The sequence below is a fragment of the Microbispora triticiradicis genome, from assembly GCF_005864065.1.
In the GTDB taxonomy this organism is placed as follows: domain Bacteria; phylum Actinomycetota; class Actinomycetes; order Streptosporangiales; family Streptosporangiaceae; genus Microbispora; species Microbispora triticiradicis.
Map to the genome: position 1 here is coordinate 646,044 of NZ_VANP01000001.1, position 15,093 is coordinate 661,136.

Here is a 15,093-nt window from a genome sequence, read left to right on the forward strand (position 1 = left end):
ACGGTGGTATACGAACCACGCGAAAGGATCGACGTGTCCGTTCCGGACCCCTGGAGTACCGGCCCGTGCCTCGGCACGGGCTCTCATGATCATACGGCGGCCGCCCGATGAGCGCCGCCCTCGGTCTTCTTGCCGTTCTCGTCCTGACCCTCGCCACCGGGTTCTTCGTCGCGCAGGAGTTCGCCTTCGTCGCCGCCGACCGCGGCGCGCTGCGCGAACAGGCGGCGGCCGGCGACGACGCCGCCCGCCGCGCCCTCGACGTCACCGGACGGCTGTCGTTCATGCTCTCCGGCGCGCAGCTGGGGATCACCGTCACCACCCTGCTGGTGGGCTTCATCGCCCAGCCCGCGACGTCGGGCGTGCTGCGCGGCCCTCTGGAGGCGGCCGGGCTGCCCGGCGCGGCCGTGCCCGGCGTCGCCGTGGCGCTCGGCGTCGTGATCGCCACCGTCGTCCAGATGATCATCGGCGAGCTCGCCCCCAAGAACCTCGGCATCGCGCGGCCCGAGGAGGTCGCCAAGGCCCTCGGCCGGCCGACGGAGATCTACCTGGCGGTCGCCGGGCCCGTCATCCGGCTGTTCGACACGGCGGCGACCAGACTAGTCCGCCTGTTCGGCATCGAGCCGGTGGAGGAGCTCGAACACGGCGCGACCCCCGAGGAGCTGTCGCGCATCGTGTCGGAGTCCGCCGCCTCCGGGGAGCTGCCGCCCCGGCTGGCCGAGACGCTGGAGCGGGCGCTGGAGTTCGGCGACCGCACCGCGGAGGACGTGATGGTCCCCCGCCCGCGCGTGGTCTCGCTGCGCGCCGAGTGGCCGGTGTCCGACCTTCTCGACGCCCTGCGCACCCAGGGTCACTCCCGCTACCCCGTCCTCGGCACCGACGCCGACGACGTCGTCGGCGTGACCGGGCTGACCGAGTATCTGAAGGCCGGATCCCCGGCCGACGGGCTCGTCGGCGGCATCACCCGCGCGCCGGTCCTCGTCCCCGCGACGCTGCCGCTGCCCGAGCTGCTGCGCCGGATCACCTCCGCCGGCGAGACGTTCGCCTGTGTGATCGACGAGTACGGCGGGCTCGCCGGCGTGGTCACGATGGAGGACCTCGCCGAGGAGCTGGTCGGCGAACTGGTGGACGAGAACGACCCCGAACCCCTCGGCGTCGTGCGGCGCGGCGACCACGTCTGGGACGTGCCGGGCACGCTCCGCCTCGACGAGGTCGAACGCGCCACCCATGTCCGGCTGCCCGAGAGCGAGGACTACGAGACCGTCGCCGGGCTCGTCCTCGCCGCCCTCGGCCGCATGGCGGAGCCGGGCGACGAGGTCGTCTCCCCCCTCGTGCCCGAACCGCACCTCTTCGATGACGAGGAGGAGGACACGCGGCACGCCGTGCTCACGGTCCAGAGCGTGCGCCGCCGGGTCCCCGAGTGGATCCGGCTGTCGACGCAGGCGGGGGAGCGGCGGGAGGCCGAGGACGCCCGCGTGGCGGCTCATGAGCCCTCCGGCGGCGCCTACTACGCCCCCGAGCTGTTCTCCGCGTTGTTCCAGGGCAGGCCGGCATGAGTTCGCTGACCGGAGTCCTGCTCGGCATCGTCCTGCTCGCCGCCAACGGCGTCTTCGTGGCGGCCGAGTTCGCCCTGGTGTCCGCCCGCAGGCACCGGCTGGAGGAGATCGCCGCCGGCGGCGGCCGGCTGGCCAAGATCACGGCTCGGGCGGCGGTGCGCGGCGGGCGCGAGCTGTCGCTCATGCTCGCCGGGGCGCAGCTCGGCATCACCCTGAGCTCGCTGGGCCTCGGCATGGTCGCGGAGCCCTCCATCGAGCACCTGCTGGAGCCGGTGCTCGCGCTGCTGCCGGAGTCGCTGCGCACGCCGGTCGCGTACGTCGTGGCGCTCGCCCTGGTGACGTTCCTGCACATGGTCGTGGGCGAGATGGCGCCCAAGTCGCTGGCGCTCACCCACCCCGAACGCGCCGCGATGGGGCTGGCGCTGCCGTTCCGCGGCTTCGCCTGGATCGTCCGCCCGGTCCTGGCCACGCTGAACGCGGTGACCAACGGCATCCTGCGGCTGCTCGGCGTGCACGCGCGCGACGAGCTCGCCACCACCCGGACGCCCGGGCAGCTCGCCATGCTGGTCGCCGAGTCGGGCCGGATGGGCATGCTCGACCGCGACGAGCACGACCTGCTCACCCGCGCGCTGCGGGTCCACTCCCAGCCGGTGGAGCGCCTCATGGTGCCCGTGAGCGAGGCGCCGTCGGTGCCCGCCGGGGCCGACGCCCAGCTCGTACGGCGGACGGCGGCGCGGGTCGGGAGCCTGCGCATGCTGGTGGTCACCCCCGACGACGTGGTCGGGGTGTGCCACGTCCGCGACGCCGTCGTGCGGCCCGATCACCGGGCCGGTGAGCTGGCGACCCCGGTCCCCCGCATGGCGAAGGGCACCACGATCTCCGACGCCGTGACCCTGCTCCAGGAGGCCCACGCCCAGCTCGGGCTGGTCACGGACGCGGGCGGCGCCCCCGTCGGTGTGATCGATCTCACTACCCTGCTGGGCGAGCTGCTGGTGGCCTGACCCGCCGGACTCGCAAGCGCGCGGAAAGTGGTTTGAAAGCCGGTCTCCGGAGAATGTGCAGTGCGCGATCGAGGGGCCCGATCATCGGGGCCCCCGGCGCGTCACGACCTGTGGACCGGGGCCCGACGCCGTACGGGCCGGAAGGAGATGCCCGACGTGTGTTCACTCCCGACCACGTGGGGCCAGGGCTCTTCCAAGCGAGGGGTCGTCCCCCTGGGTGGCGCAAAGAGAAAGCCTCGCCGGGAGGAAGCTCTGCTTCCGACCGTGCGACGCGGCTTGTCCGGCCGGGGGTTCCAGGGGGTCGTCCCCCTGGGCGGCACAAAGAGAAAGCCCCGCCGGGAGGAAGCTTTGCTTCCGACCGTGCGAGGCTGCTTTCTCGTGGGCAAGGGGGGAGTTGAACCCCCACGTCCTTTCGGACACACGGACCTGAACCGTGCGCGTCTGCCATTCCGCCACTTGCCCTTGCGGTTGGCCCCCATCTCTGGGTGCCTGGAAAGGTTAGCACGTATCCGCCCGTGCTACCGAACCCGGATACGATCCTCATCAACGACGATGCGATGGAGCTCAGCGAAGCACCGGAGCGGTCGCGACCATAGACGCGAGTGGAAGGGAGGTATCCGGTGGGAGTCCTTCAGCGCTTCGAGCGCAGGCTCGAAGGGATGGTTGAAGGGGCCTTCGCGCGGGCGTTCAAGTCCGACCTCCAGCCGGTCGAGGTTGCCAGCGCCGTGCAGAGGGAGATGGACGAGCGCGCCGCGATCGTCGCTCAGGGTCGCACGCTCGTGCCGAACGACTTCGTGGTGGAGCTGTCGACGACCGACAGCGAGCGCCTGGAGGTGTACGCCGACAGCATCAGCCACGAGCTCGCCACGCTCGCCCGGGAGTACGCCAAGGAGCAGGGGTACTCGTTCGTCGGGCCCGTGCGGGTGCGCTTCGAGACCGCCGACGACCTCGCGGTCGGGCTGTTCCGCATCCGGTCGGGCGTGATCCGTGGCGCCACGGTCGAGCAGGACGAGATCCGGCAGCCTCCGAGCGACCTGCCCGCCAGCCGGCCCAGCGCGTTCCAGGGCCGCCCCCGGCTGCTCGTCTCGACCCAGGACGACCCCCAGGGGCAGCGTTCGTACGAGCTGACCACACCGGTGACGTTGCTGGGACGCGGAACCGATTGTGATCTACGACTGGTGGATCCCGGCGTATCGCGGCATCATGCCGAGCTACGGGTAGAGGGGCCACAGGTCGTGCTCGTGGACCTGGGGTCGACCAACGGCACCTTCGTCAACGGCCAGCCGGTCCGCAGGGTCGAGATGCAGGATGGGACGAGGGTGACCCTCGGCCGCACGACACTGGTGTTCCGGCGCGATTAGAGGTAACAAACGGTCCATGTCCGAGCTAACGCTGCTGCTGATCCGGCTCGCCTTCCTGGCGGTGCTGTGGTTCTTCGTGATCGCCGCGGTCGGCGTCATCCGGACAGACCTGTTCGGTTCGCGCACGGCTCCCGCCCCCCCACGGAAACCGGCCAGGCAACCACGACCGGTGTCCAAGCCCAAAAAGGGCGAACCACGTCAGCTCATCGTCACCGGTGGCCCCCTGCAAGGGACCATCATCAACCTCACGGAGACGCCAATCACCATCGGCCGGGCGAACGACGCCACGCTGGTACTCAGCGACGACTACGCTTCGAGTCGGCACGCCCGGCTCTTTCCGCAGGACGGCCAGTGGATCGTGGAAGATCTCGGATCCACCAACGGCACGTACCTCGAACGTTCGAAAGTGACCCGCCCGACCCCGGTGCCCCTCGGAGTTCCGATCCGCATCGGCAAGACCGTCATCGAATTGCGCAAATGACCATCGCACTCCGCTACGCCGCTCGCTCGGACGTCGGGCTCCTCCGTGAAGGCAACGAGGACTCGGCGTACGCCAGCGGCCGCCTGCTGGCCGTCGCCGACGGCATGGGCGGGCATGCTCACGGCGAGGTGGCCAGCTCGGTCGCCATCGCCGCAATGTCGTCCCTCGACCGGGACGCCTCCGGCGGTGACCTGCTCGGCGCCATCGAGGCGGCGGTCCGGGACGCCAACCACCAGTTGCACGCGATGGTGGCCCGGGACCCGAGCCTCAAGGGCATGGGCACCACCCTCACCGCGATGCTCTGGAGCGGCCCGCGCTTCGCCCTGGTCCATGTGGGCGACTCCCGGGCCTATCTGCTCAGGAACGGCGAGCTGTACCAGATCACGCACGACCACACACTGGTGCAGTCGCTGGTGGACGACGGGCGGATCACCCAGGAGGAGGCCGCCAACCATCCCCAGCGCTCGATCCTGCTGCGGGCGCTCGACGGCAGCGGCGAGGTCGATCCCGACCTGCAGGACCGGGAGGCCCAGGTGGGCGACCGGTACCTGCTGTGCTCGGACGGCCTGTCCACCGTGGTCAGCGCCGAGACCCTGCATCTCACCCTGACCACGATCGACGATCCCGAGGACGTCGTCCGGCAGCTCATCGACCTCGCCAACCGGGGCGGCGGGCCGGACAACATCACCTGCGTGGTCGCCGACGTGATCGAGGTGGACGACGTGCAGCCGCCGCCGCTGGCCGCGGCGGTCGTGGGCGCGGCCGGCTCCGGCCGGGGGCGTTCCACCGTGCCGCCCGACACGCCGGCGGGCCGGGCCGCCACGGTGACCGCGCCGCAGCCGGTGATCACCGACGACGACCTCGACGACGAACCCGTACGGGACCCTCAGTCGTCGGGGCGTCGCGCCCGGAAGCGCCGCTCGGGCCCGAAGGTCGCCGCCGGCGTGCTGGTCGTCGCCGTCGCGCTCGGGCTCGGCGGCTACTTCGGCTACGAGTGGACCCAGAGCCAGTTCTACATAGGCGCCAGCGGGGACAGGCTCGTCGTCTTCCAGGGCGTCGACGCGGAGGTCGGGCCGGTGTCCCTCAAGAAGGTCGCCTACACCGACGACATCCGCGTCTCGGCGCTGCCCGCGGTCCAGCAGGACCAGGTCCGCACCGGCATCCCGGTCGACGACCTCCAGGCCGGGATAACCAGGATCAAGAACTTCGGCGCCTCGGCGACGTCCACGACGGACACCGGGGCGACACCGACCCCCACGAGGTCCGCTAAGTGACTGCTGTCGAAGCCACGCCCGTACCGATGACCGCGAAGCGGCGCGGCGCCCAGCTGGGCATGCTCGCCTTCGCCGTACTGATCGTGATGGGCGCGTACGCCAGCGTCGGGCTCGGGATCAACGGCAAGGTCCCGTCCGGCATGCTCGGCTACGGCCTCGGCCTCGGCGGTCTCATGCTCGCGGCCTACCTGGTGCTGGCCAAGTTCGCGCCGTGGGCCGATCCTCTCCTGCTTCCCCTCGTGACGCTGGTCAACGGCATCGGCCTGGTGATGATCTACCGGATCGAGCAGACCGGTATCGATGGCGCCTCGGCCACCAACCAGCTCATGTGGACGGCGCTCGGTGTGGTGATGTTCTCCGCGACGCTGATCGTGTTGAGGGACCACCGCGCCTTGCAGCGCTTCACCTACACCGCCGGCTTCGCCGGGATCGTCCTGCTCATCCTGCCCGTGCTGCCGGTGGTCGGCTCCGAACACTACGGGGCCCGGATCTGGATGAACCTCGGGCCGTTCTCCCTGCAGCCGGGCGAGTTCGCCAAGCTGGCCCTGGTCGTCTTCTTCGCCGGCTATCTCGTCGCCAAGCGCGACGTGCTGGCCCTGGCCGGTCGCAGGCTCCTGTTCATCGACCTGCCGCGCGCCCGCGACCTCGGCCCGGTGCTGATCACCTGGGGCGTCAGCATCGCGGTCCTCGTCGCCGAGAAGGACCTCGGCACCTCGCTGCTGCTGTTCGGCACGTTCATCGCAATGCTCTACATCGCCACCCAGCGCACGTCCTGGGTGCTCATCGGCCTGCTGCTGTTCGTGGGCGGCGCCATGCTGGCCGGGCAGATCTTCAGCCATGTCGAGGCCCGTTTCGAGGGCTGGCTGAACGCCGAGTCGAACGACCTCTACTACCGCGAGGCGGGCGGCAGCTACCAGCTCATGCAGGGACTGTTCGCGATCGGGTCCGGCGGCATTCTCGGCACCGGCCTCGGCCAGGGCTACCCGAGGGAGATCCCGTTCTCCTTCTCGGACTTCATCTTCGACGCCCTGGGCGAGGAGCTGGGCCTGACCGGTCTGATGGCCATCCTCATGGTGTACGCACTGATCGTCCAGCGTGGACTGCGCACCTCACTCGCGGCCCGCGACCCGTTCACCAAGCTGCTCGCGGGCGGGCTGTCGTTCCTCCTGGCCTGGCAGGTGTTCATCATCGTCGGCGGGGTGACCCGGGTGATCCCGCTGACCGGTCTCGTGACGCCGTTCATGTCCGCGGGAGGCTCGGCTCTGCTGGCCAACTGGATGCTCATCGCCCTGCTCGTACGCATGTCGGACGCGGCCCGCCGGCCACCGCCACAGGCGATCCAGGACGAGGGGATGACCCAGGTGATGCAGCGATGAACAGCACGCTCAAGCGCGTGGCCGTGGCCTGCCTGCTCATGTTCGGCCTGCTGATGGCCAACGTGACCTATCTGGGCACGGTGAAGGCGGAGAGTCTGCGGAACGACTCGCGCAACGTCCGGATGCTGTACTCCAGGTACAAGGTCGACCGAGGCTGGATCACCGCCGACAACACCAAGACCACCCTGGCCAAGACCGTCGACACCGGCGACCCGAAGTTCCGGTTCGAGCGGGAGTATCCGCTGGGCAAGCCGTTCACCCACGTGGTCGGCTGGTTCGCGCCGGAGAGCGCGGCGGGCATCGAGAGCGCGATGAACCGCTACCTCGACGGCTCGCACCCCGACCTGGTGGTCCGCCGGGCCATCGACATGGTCAGCGGCAAACCCGCCAAGGGCGCGAGCGTCGACCTCACACTGAACACCAAGGCCCAGGAGATCGCGTACAAGGACCTGGCGGGCACGGGCAAGCGCGGCGCGGTCGTGGCGATCGAGCCCAAGACCGGCAAGATCCTGACGTTGGTGTCGGTGCCGTCGTACGACCCGAACCCGCTGGCGAAGGCGAACAAGGCAGTCGTCAACAAGGCGTACAACAAGCTCGACAAGGACGGCGACAAGCCGCTGAAGAACCGGGCGATCGACCTGACGTTCGCCCCGGGGTCCACGTTCAAGACGGTGACCTCGGCGGCCTACCTCAGCGACGACTCCTCCCGAGACGAGAACACCCAGGTCGACGCGCCCGACTCGCTGCCGCTGCCGGGCACGAGCATCTCGCTGCCGAACTACCACGGGGAGTCCTGCGGCGGCCGGGCGACGCTGGTGGAGGCGCTGACCATCTCCTGCAACACGCCGTTCGCGAAGATGGGCATGGAGCTCGGCTACGACAAGCTCAAGGAGCAGGCCGAGAAGTTCGGCGTCGGCCAGCCGCTGGCGATCCCGCTGTCGGTCGCGGCCAGCAGCATCGGCAAGGAGGAGGGCAAGGCCGAGCTCGCCAAGACCGCGATCGGCCAGCAGAGCAACCAGATGACCCCGCTGCAGATGGCGATGGTCGCGGCCGGCATCGCCAACCAGGGCACGGTGATGAAGCCGTTCCTGGTCAACAAGGTCTTCGGGCCCGACGGCGCGGAGATCGACGGAACCGACCCGGAGCCGCTGAGCGAGGCCGTCACCCCGGAGGTCGCCGGGGAGCTGACCAAGATGATGATCAGCGTGGTCGAGAACGGCACGGGCGGCGCGGCCAAGCTCCCCGGCAAGACCGTGGCGGGCAAGACCGGCACGGCGGAGACCTCGCCGGGCAAGCCGTCGCACGCGTGGTTCATCTCCTTCGCCCCGGTCGACGACCCGCAGGTCGCCGTGGCGGTCTTCGTGGAGTCGGGCAGCGCGGGCAACGACGCCACCGGTGGCGCGGTGGCCGCGCCGATCGCGCACGACGTCATGCAGGCGGTGCTCGGACAGTGACCGAGACGGTGCTCGGCGGCCGGTACCGGCTGACCTCCCCCATCGCCGCGGGCGGGATGGGCGAGGTCTGGCGGGCCGACGACGAGTTGCTGGGCCGGGAGGTGGCGGTCAAGCTGCTCGGCCGCCACGTGGCGGGCGACTCGACCTTCCGCGACCGGTTCCGCTCGGAGGCCCGGATCACCGCCGCCCTGACCGATCACGGCATCGCGCAGGTCTTCGACTACGGCGAGACCGACGACGTGGCCTACCTGGTGATGGAGCTGGTGAAGGGCGAGCCGCTGTCGGCGGTCCTCGCCCGCAACGGCGCGCTCGGGCCGGAGGTCACACTCGACGTCGTCGAGCAGACGGCCCGGGGCCTGCACGCGGCCCACCGGGCCGGGGTGATCCACCGCGACGTCAAGCCCGGCAACCTGCTCGTCACCGAGACCGGCCAGGTGAAGATCACCGACTTCGGCATCGCCCGGGCGCTGGAGGCCGCGCCGCTGACCGCGACCGGCCTCGTGCTCGGCACCGCCCAGTACGTGAGCCCGGAGCAGGCGTCCGGCGACACGCTCACTCCCGCGAGTGACATCTACTCCCTCGGAGTGGTGGCGTACGAGTGCCTGGCGGGCCGTCCGCCGTTCACGGCGGAGACTCCGGTGGCGCTCGCGCTGCGGCACCTCAACGACACGCCCCCGCCGCTGCCCGGCAACGTGCCCGCCCCGGTGGCGGCCCTGGTGATGTCCATGCTGGCCAAGGATCCCGCCGCGCGGCCGGAGACCGGGCAGCCGCTCATCGACCGGGTGCGCGGGCTGCGCGGGAACCTCGCGGGCACGGCCGCCTCGACGGCGGTGCTCGGCTCGCTCACCGACCCCCGCGGGTTCCCCGCCGCCGGAGGCCACACCATCGGGGGCGGCACCGCCGGAGACGCCGCCGGCGGGACTCGGCCCCTGGGGGCGGTGCCGGTCCCGCCCGCGCCCGGCCGGACAACGCCGCTGAACTCGCCACTGAACTCGCCGCTCAACCCGTCGCCGGGTCCCGCGACCCCGGTGTCCGCTCGGCCCACGAGCCCGGGCAGGGCGCCCGCCGCGGGTGTCCCCGGAGCCGGCGTCCGACAGCCGGCCGGAGCGGGCGGGCCCGCGCCGAGCGGGCGCAGGCGGCGCCCGGCGGCCCTGATCCTCGCCGCGGCCGGCTGCGCCGCCGCGGTCGGCATCGGGGTGCTGGCGTTCACCGCCGGACAGATCGGCGACGCGCCGCCGGACACGGGGGAGACCACCGTGCCCACGACCTCGTCGTCCACCTCGCCGACGCCGTCCGAGTCGCCGGCGCGGGTGTCCAAACCGGCGGCGCCGCCGTCGCACCGGCCCACGGCCCGGAGGACGTCGGCTGAGCCGACCGCCGCTCCGTCGGCTACCGTAAGCAGGTCGGCACCATCCACCCGGACGCCCGAACCGGACCCGTCCCCGACCTCTTCCTCGACCTCGGAACCGACGTCCACCCCGGCCAAGGAAACCACCGAGACTCCGCGCCCCACGGAACCCCCGCCCGACACGAACCCTCCGGCTGAGGGGGAGTGATGAGGAAAAAGGTCGATGATGGACACCGGCGGCACCCCACGATGAACGGCAAGGGACTGTGCAGGAAATGACTCAGCCACGACTACTCGGCGGACGCTACGAGCTCGACGGCGTCGTGGGGCGTGGCGGCATGGCCGAGGTCTACCGCGCCCGGGACATCCGGCTGGACCGTGTCGTCGCCATCAAGACGCTCCGCTCCGACCTCGCGAGGGACCACACGTTCCAGGCGCGCTTCCGGCGTGAGGCGCAGTCGGCCGCCTCGCTCAACCACCCGTCCATCATCGCCGTGTACGACACCGGCGAGGACATGATGGACAACACGCCCGTGCCGTACATCGTCATGGAGTTCGTCGACGGGCGGACGCTGCGCGACGTGCTGCGCGCCGACCGGCGGCTGATGCCCGAGCGGGCCGCGGAGCTCGTCGACGGCATCCTGCGGGCGCTCGACTACAGCCACCGGGGCGGCATCGTCCACCGGGACATCAAACCGGCCAACATCATGTTGACGGTCAACGGCGAGGTCAAGGTCATGGACTTCGGCATCGCCCGGGCGATGGCCGACTCCGCGGCCACGATGACCCAGACCGCACAGGTGATCGGCACCGCGCAGTACCTCTCCCCCGAGCAGGCCCGCGGCGAGCGCGTCGACGCCCGCAGCGACATCTACTCGACCGGCTGCGTGCTGTACGAACTGCTCACCGGCCAGCCGCCCTTCACCGGCGACTCCCCCGTCGCCATCGCCTACCAGCACGTGCGGGAGGACCCGATCCCGCCGTCGCGGATCGACCCCGAGATCCCCCAGTGGGCCGACGCGATCGTGCTGAAGGCCATGGCCAAGGACCCGGTCCACCGCTACCAGAGCGCCGCCGAGATGCGCGGCGACCTCCAGCGGGCCATGTCCGGCATGCCCGTCGACCCGCAGACGATGGCGATGGCCACCCAGCAGTACAACTCGTACGGCGCGCCGGACCGCACCCGGACGATGACCACGGCGGGCGGCGCCGCCACCCAGGGCACCCGCGCGATCCCCCAGTACGACTACGGCCCCGAGGAACGCGGCGGCCGCTACGACGGGCGGCGGCGCGGGGGCGGCGGCAACACCGCGCTGAAGACGGCCGCGTGGATCCTGATCCCGCTCCTGGTGATCGGCGCGATGATCGGGGTCGGGTACGCCTTCCTCGGCGGCGGCGGCTCGTCCACGGCCGACAAGGTCGCCATCCCGCAGGTGACCAACCAGACGAAGGCCGCGGCCAAGCAGGCGCTGGAGGCGAAGGGCTTCAAGGTCGAGTTCGGGCCCGAGGAGTTCAACGCCGACGTGCCCAAGGGCTCCGTCATCAGCACCGAGCCCGCCGAGGGCGAGGAGGCCGACCCCGGCTCCACCGTCACCGTCATCGTGTCGAAGGGCGAGGAGAAGATCTCCATCCCCGACGTGACCGGTCTGGCGCCGGACGAGGCCCGGGCGAAGCTCGTGGAGATGGGTCTCAAGGCCAGCGTCGTGGCGAAGGCCTCCAGGCAGCCCCAGGGCAAGGTGTTCGACACCGACCCGAAGGCGGGCGAGGAGGTCGACAAGGGCTCCCTCGTCAAGCTCTACGTGCCCAAGGAGATGACGGAGGTGCCGAGCGTCGTCGGCCTCACGCTGGCGGACGCCAAGAAGGCGATCGAGGGCGCCGGCTTCAGGGTGAAGACGACGGAGCGGCCGAGCGACGTGGTGGCGCCGGGCAACGTGATCGACCAGTCGCCGCAGCCGGGGGCCAAGCTCAACCCCGGCACCACGATCACGCTGACGGTCTCCAGTGGGCCGGAGCAGCAGACGGAGGAGCCGACCCAGCCGCCGGTCGACGACATACCGACGGCCGACCCGACGGACGACGGCGGCGGCGTCGACCTCGGGGACGGCGGCGACGACCCCTTCGGCAACGGCTGAGCAGCGCCACCGACCGAACTGACAACGCTGCGAGAGGACGGCGGCACCGCACGGCGGTGGCCGCCGTCCGGCTTTCATGAACGGTTCACGTACGGCGCCGGGCACGGCGGGCAGAGTGCGGCGGGCAGAGTGCGGCGGGCATGGCGCGGCGGGCAGGCCGGGTGAGGCTGAGAGGTCGGGCGGAAACGGCCCGTACACGCGAGAAGGGCTTCCGCCACTCGGGGGCAATGGCGGAAGCCCTCACTTTGGTCTTCGTAACAAGAGCGGAAAGCGTTACACGATCCGCGCGAGCCAGTTTCCGAGAAGGCGGTGGCCGTGTTCCGACACGACCGACTCGGGATGGAACTGGACGCCCTCGACGGGGGCGGCGCGGTGACGCAGGCCCATGATGACGCCGTCGGGGGTGGTGGCGGTGACCTCCAGCGCGTCCGGCACGGTCCGCGGGACCACGGCGAGCGAGTGGTAACGCGTCATCGTGACCGGCGAGGGGATCTCCGCGAAGACCCCCCGCCCGTCGTGCCGGACCGGGCTGGTCCTGCCGTGCATCAACTCGGGGGCGCGGCTCACCACCGCGCCGTACGCGACGGCGATGGCCTGGTGCCCGAGGCAGACCCCCAGCAGCGGCAGGCCGTGCCCGGCGCAGTGCCGTACGAGGGGGACGGACACGCCGGCTTCCTCGGGCGTGCCGGGGCCGGGCGAGACGAGCACGCCGTCGAATCCGTCGGCGTCGCCCACCGTGACCCGGTCGCGCGGCCGCACGTCGCAGTCCGCGCCGAGACCACGCAGGTACTGCACGATCGTGTGGACGAAGCTGTCGTGGTTGTCCACGACCAGCACCCTCGGCGGCGCGCCGTGCGGTGCCGTTCGCTGTGTCTCCCGCTCTGTCTCCGGCTGCGTCATCGGCTCGTTCGGCGTTCTCGGGTGTGGAGAAATCGGACTTTCAGCCTAAGGCAATGCCGTACGGGGATCGCCCCGGCGGGCCCGCGCCGACTATCCTTGCTCGGGACTTCGCCGCCATGGCGACTACGCTATTGACACCAGCCCGCACGACCGCGCGGGTACCCACCAGGAGACGCTCCCGTGCCCAAGTCGAAGATTCGCAAGAAGCCCGTCTACACGCCGCCGCAGAAGACGCAGACGGTGAAGGTCAGCCCCCGCTGGCTCGCCCCTCTGATGGTGGCCTGCTGGATCGTCGGCATCGTCTGGATCGCGGTCTACTACATCGCGCCGAACGTTCCCGGTATCTCCGCGCTGGCCAACTGGAACCTGCTGATCGGGTTCGGGCTCATCATCGTGGGTGTCGTGCTGTCCACCAAGTGGCGTTAGCCGTTTGAGATTTTTTCCACAGTCTTTGTCCACAGGCTGTGGGTAAAGTGCGACGCGCGGTCGATCCGCCGGGCCCGCTCCCGTACGGCGAGGCCCGGCCGACCAGGTCAGACGCGCGACGCGCTCAGGTGCGGATGCCCACGGGAGGATATCCGTACGGCGGAAGCGCGGTGACGAGCAGGACCAGCGCCACCAGCACGACCGCCGCGACGCCGACCTGGACGAGCACGCGGTTGCCGCGGGGTGCGTAGGCGAAGCCCGCCGCGACCAGGGTGCCGGTCAGCAGCCCGCCGAGATGCCCCTGCCAGCTGATGCCGGGCACGACGAACGTGAGCACCACGTTGATCCCGATCAGCCACAGGACGCCCCGGGCGTCGTACCCGAGTTTGCGGGAGACCACGAACAACGCGCCGAACAGGCCGTAGATGGCTCCGGACGCGCCGACCGCCACGGTGCCGAACAGGTAGATGGCGACCGAGCCGCCGAGCGCCGACAGCAGGTAGAGCGCCGCGAACCGGGTCGAGCCGAGCCTGCGCTCCAGTTCGGGCCCGATGACGTACAGCGCCCACATGTTGAACAGGATGTGCCAGAACGACGGCGGCGGCGAGTGCAGGAAGGCGCCGGTGATCAGGCGCCACCACTCGCCCAGGTGGACGCCCAGCGAGTACATGGCGAACCGCTGGATGACCTCGTTCTGGTTCACGACCTCGGCCGCGTACGCGAGCACGTTGAGGGCGAGCAGCGCCCAGGTGACGCGGGGCGCGGCGACGACCGCGCCACCGAAGGTCGTGCGGGCCTGCCGGACCTCCCGGTTGCCCTCCTGGACGCATTCGGGGCACTGGTGGCCGACCGCCGCCTCACGCATGCAGTCGGGGCAGATCGGGCGCGCGCAGCGCTGGCAGCGGACGTAGGTCTCGCGCTCGGGGTGCCGGTAGCAGGTGGGTACGGCGTGCGCCCCCGGCTGCGGGGGCGGCGGAGGCTGGGAGGTCATGGAATCCTTCCTGGGGCGGGTCCCGGTGCGGGCACATCCACGACAGCCAGCCTATAAGCCGGAAACGCCCCGGCCGCGCGCGTTCGCGCGGCCGGGGCGCCGTGATCGCCGGACGCTGTGCGCCGTGATCGCCGGAAGCGTCAGGACCGCTCGATGGTGACCTCTTCGAGGACCACGTCGTTGACGGGCCGGTCGCCCCGGGCGGTGGGGGTCTTGGCGATCGCGTCGACGACCTCGGTGCCCTCGATCACCTCGCCGAAGATCGTGTGGCCCTGGTTGAGGTGCGGCGTCGGCGAGACGGTGATGAAGAACTGGGACCCGTTGGTGCCCTTGCCGAACCGCTTGCCGGCGTTCGCCATGGCGAGCAGGTAGGGCCGGTTGAACTGGTTTTCCGGGTGGATCTCGTCGTCGAAGCTGTATCCCGGGCCGCCGACGCCCTGCCCGAGCGGGTCGCCACCCTGGATCATGAAGCCGTTGATCACCCGGTGGAAGATGGTGCCGTCGTACAGCTTGGCGGTCGTCTTCTCGCCGGTCTCGGGGTGGGTCCACTCACGGGTGCCCTCCGCGAGTTCGACGAAGTTGCGCACCGTCTTCGGCGCCTTGTTGGGGAAGAGCCGGACCCGGATCGTGCCGTGGTTCGTGCGCAGGTTCGCGATGAGGTTGTCAGCCACGAGGGCCGCCCCCTTAGGTTGCTCGTGTTAGTTGTCCGGATCACAGGGTATCGAGCATGCCTTCAAGCACCGCCCGTGATTGAGCCCCGACCATCCGGGAAGGGGACGGTCCGGGGCCCCTGTCG

The 15,093-nt window shown here is 70.8% G+C and carries 13 protein-coding genes and 1 tRNA gene; 10 read left to right on the top strand and 4 right to left on the bottom strand.

The annotated features are described in order from the left end of the window. Positions 1-107 precede the first annotated feature (107 nt). The gene (locus tag FED44_RS03115) at positions 108-1,553 is read left to right on the top strand and encodes a hemolysin family protein (protein ID WP_117409873.1); all 1,446 of its coding nucleotides are present in this window, start codon (positions 108-110) and stop codon (positions 1,551-1,553) included. After that, positions 1,550-2,554 carry a hemolysin family protein gene (locus tag FED44_RS03120; protein ID WP_138459659.1) on the top strand — a complete coding sequence of 335 codons (1,005 nt, stop codon included), beginning with the start codon at positions 1,550-1,552 and terminating at the stop codon, positions 2,552-2,554. Before FED44_RS03115 ends, FED44_RS03120 begins: the two co-directional genes overlap by 4 nt. A gap of 379 nt (positions 2,555-2,933) precedes the next feature. Here FED44_RS03120 and FED44_RS03125 read toward each other — a convergent pair. Then, positions 2,934-3,016 (bottom strand) — tRNA-Leu (locus FED44_RS03125). Positions 3,017-3,174: 158 nt separating this feature from the next. Here FED44_RS03125 and FED44_RS03130 point away from each other — a divergent pair. The 7 genes from FED44_RS03130 (at position 3,175) to pknB (ending at position 11,980) form a co-directional block, all read left to right on the top strand. Beyond that, positions 3,175-3,915, top strand: coding sequence for an FhaA domain-containing protein (locus FED44_RS03130; RefSeq protein WP_117409875.1), 741 nt, complete (start codon positions 3,175-3,177; stop codon positions 3,913-3,915). 16 nt (positions 3,916-3,931) lie between these two features. Next, positions 3,932-4,396, top strand: a complete 465-nt coding sequence (locus FED44_RS03135) for an FHA domain-containing protein FhaB/FipA (RefSeq protein WP_117409876.1) — start codon at positions 3,932-3,934, stop codon at positions 4,394-4,396. Then, on the top strand, positions 4,393-5,670 hold the full coding sequence (locus tag FED44_RS03140) for a Stp1/IreP family PP2C-type Ser/Thr phosphatase (RefSeq protein WP_138459660.1): 1,278 nt from the start codon (positions 4,393-4,395) through the stop codon (positions 5,668-5,670). The genes FED44_RS03135 and FED44_RS03140 overlap by 4 nt, the downstream gene beginning before the upstream one ends. Before the next feature lie 26 nt (positions 5,671-5,696). Then, positions 5,697-7,046, top strand: coding sequence for an FtsW/RodA/SpoVE family cell cycle protein (locus FED44_RS03145; RefSeq protein ID WP_138459916.1), 1,350 nt, complete (start codon positions 5,697-5,699; stop codon positions 7,044-7,046). Beyond that, positions 7,043-8,500 carry a peptidoglycan D,D-transpeptidase FtsI family protein gene (locus FED44_RS03150; protein ID WP_138459661.1) on the top strand — a complete coding sequence of 486 codons (1,458 nt, stop codon included), beginning with the start codon at positions 7,043-7,045 and terminating at the stop codon, positions 8,498-8,500. The genes FED44_RS03145 and FED44_RS03150 overlap by 4 nt, the downstream gene beginning before the upstream one ends. Beyond that, entirely contained in the window at positions 8,497-10,056 is a 1,560-nt protein-coding gene (locus FED44_RS03155) for a serine/threonine-protein kinase (RefSeq protein ID WP_262367116.1), read from the top strand. Before FED44_RS03150 ends, FED44_RS03155 begins: the two co-directional genes overlap by 4 nt. Before the next feature lie 67 nt (positions 10,057-10,123). After that, positions 10,124-11,980 (top strand): Stk1 family PASTA domain-containing Ser/Thr kinase, encoded by a 1,857-nt coding sequence (gene pknB, locus FED44_RS03160; protein ID WP_111697513.1) that lies wholly within the window; start codon positions 10,124-10,126, stop codon positions 11,978-11,980. A gap of 273 nt (positions 11,981-12,253) precedes the next feature. Here the strand turns inward: pknB and FED44_RS03165 are convergent, their stop codons facing one another. Beyond that, entirely contained in the window at positions 12,254-12,808 is a 555-nt protein-coding gene (locus FED44_RS03165) for an anthranilate synthase component II (RefSeq protein ID WP_316246843.1), read from the bottom strand. A gap of 252 nt (positions 12,809-13,060) precedes the next feature. Between FED44_RS03165 and FED44_RS03170 the strand changes: the two genes are divergently transcribed. Further along, positions 13,061-13,306 (top strand): cell division protein CrgA, encoded by a 246-nt coding sequence (locus tag FED44_RS03170; RefSeq protein ID WP_111697511.1) that lies wholly within the window; start codon positions 13,061-13,063, stop codon positions 13,304-13,306. Positions 13,307-13,430: 124 nt separating this feature from the next. Here the strand turns inward: FED44_RS03170 and FED44_RS03175 are convergent, their stop codons facing one another. Together FED44_RS03175 and FED44_RS03180 are read right to left on the bottom strand one after the other, a co-directional pair. Then, positions 13,431-14,297: a rhomboid family intramembrane serine protease gene (locus FED44_RS03175; protein ID WP_138459663.1), complete on the bottom strand. Its 867-nt coding sequence runs from the start codon at positions 14,295-14,297 to the stop codon at positions 13,431-13,433. Between the two features lie 140 nt (positions 14,298-14,437). Next, positions 14,438-14,968, bottom strand: coding sequence for a peptidylprolyl isomerase (locus FED44_RS03180; protein WP_111697509.1), 531 nt, complete (start codon positions 14,966-14,968; stop codon positions 14,438-14,440). Between the last annotated feature and the right edge of the window lie 125 nt (positions 14,969-15,093).

What these genes read in the sequence shown, in the direction of transcription:
- FED44_RS03115 (WP_117409873.1), top strand. Translation starts at nt 108, where the DNA reads ATGAGCGCCGCCCTCGGTCTTCTTGCCGTTCTCGTCCTGACCCTCGCC.
- FED44_RS03135 (WP_117409876.1), top strand. Translation starts at nt 3,932, where the DNA reads ATGTCCGAGCTAACGCTGCTGCTGATCCGGCTCGCCTTCCTGGCGGTG.
- FED44_RS03140 (WP_138459660.1), top strand. Translation starts at nt 4,393, where the DNA reads ATGACCATCGCACTCCGCTACGCCGCTCGCTCGGACGTCGGGCTCCTC.
- pknB (WP_111697513.1), top strand. Translation starts at nt 10,124, where the DNA reads ATGACTCAGCCACGACTACTCGGCGGACGCTACGAGCTCGACGGCGTC.
- FED44_RS03150 (WP_138459661.1), top strand. Translation starts at nt 7,043, where the DNA reads ATGAACAGCACGCTCAAGCGCGTGGCCGTGGCCTGCCTGCTCATGTTC.
- FED44_RS03145 (WP_138459916.1), top strand. Translation starts at nt 5,697, where the DNA reads ATGACCGCGAAGCGGCGCGGCGCCCAGCTGGGCATGCTCGCCTTCGCC.
- FED44_RS03120 (WP_138459659.1), top strand. Translation starts at nt 1,550, where the DNA reads ATGAGTTCGCTGACCGGAGTCCTGCTCGGCATCGTCCTGCTCGCCGCC.
- FED44_RS03175 (WP_138459663.1), bottom strand. Translation starts at nt 14,297, where the DNA reads ATGACCTCCCAGCCTCCGCCGCCCCCGCAGCCGGGGGCGCACGCCGTA.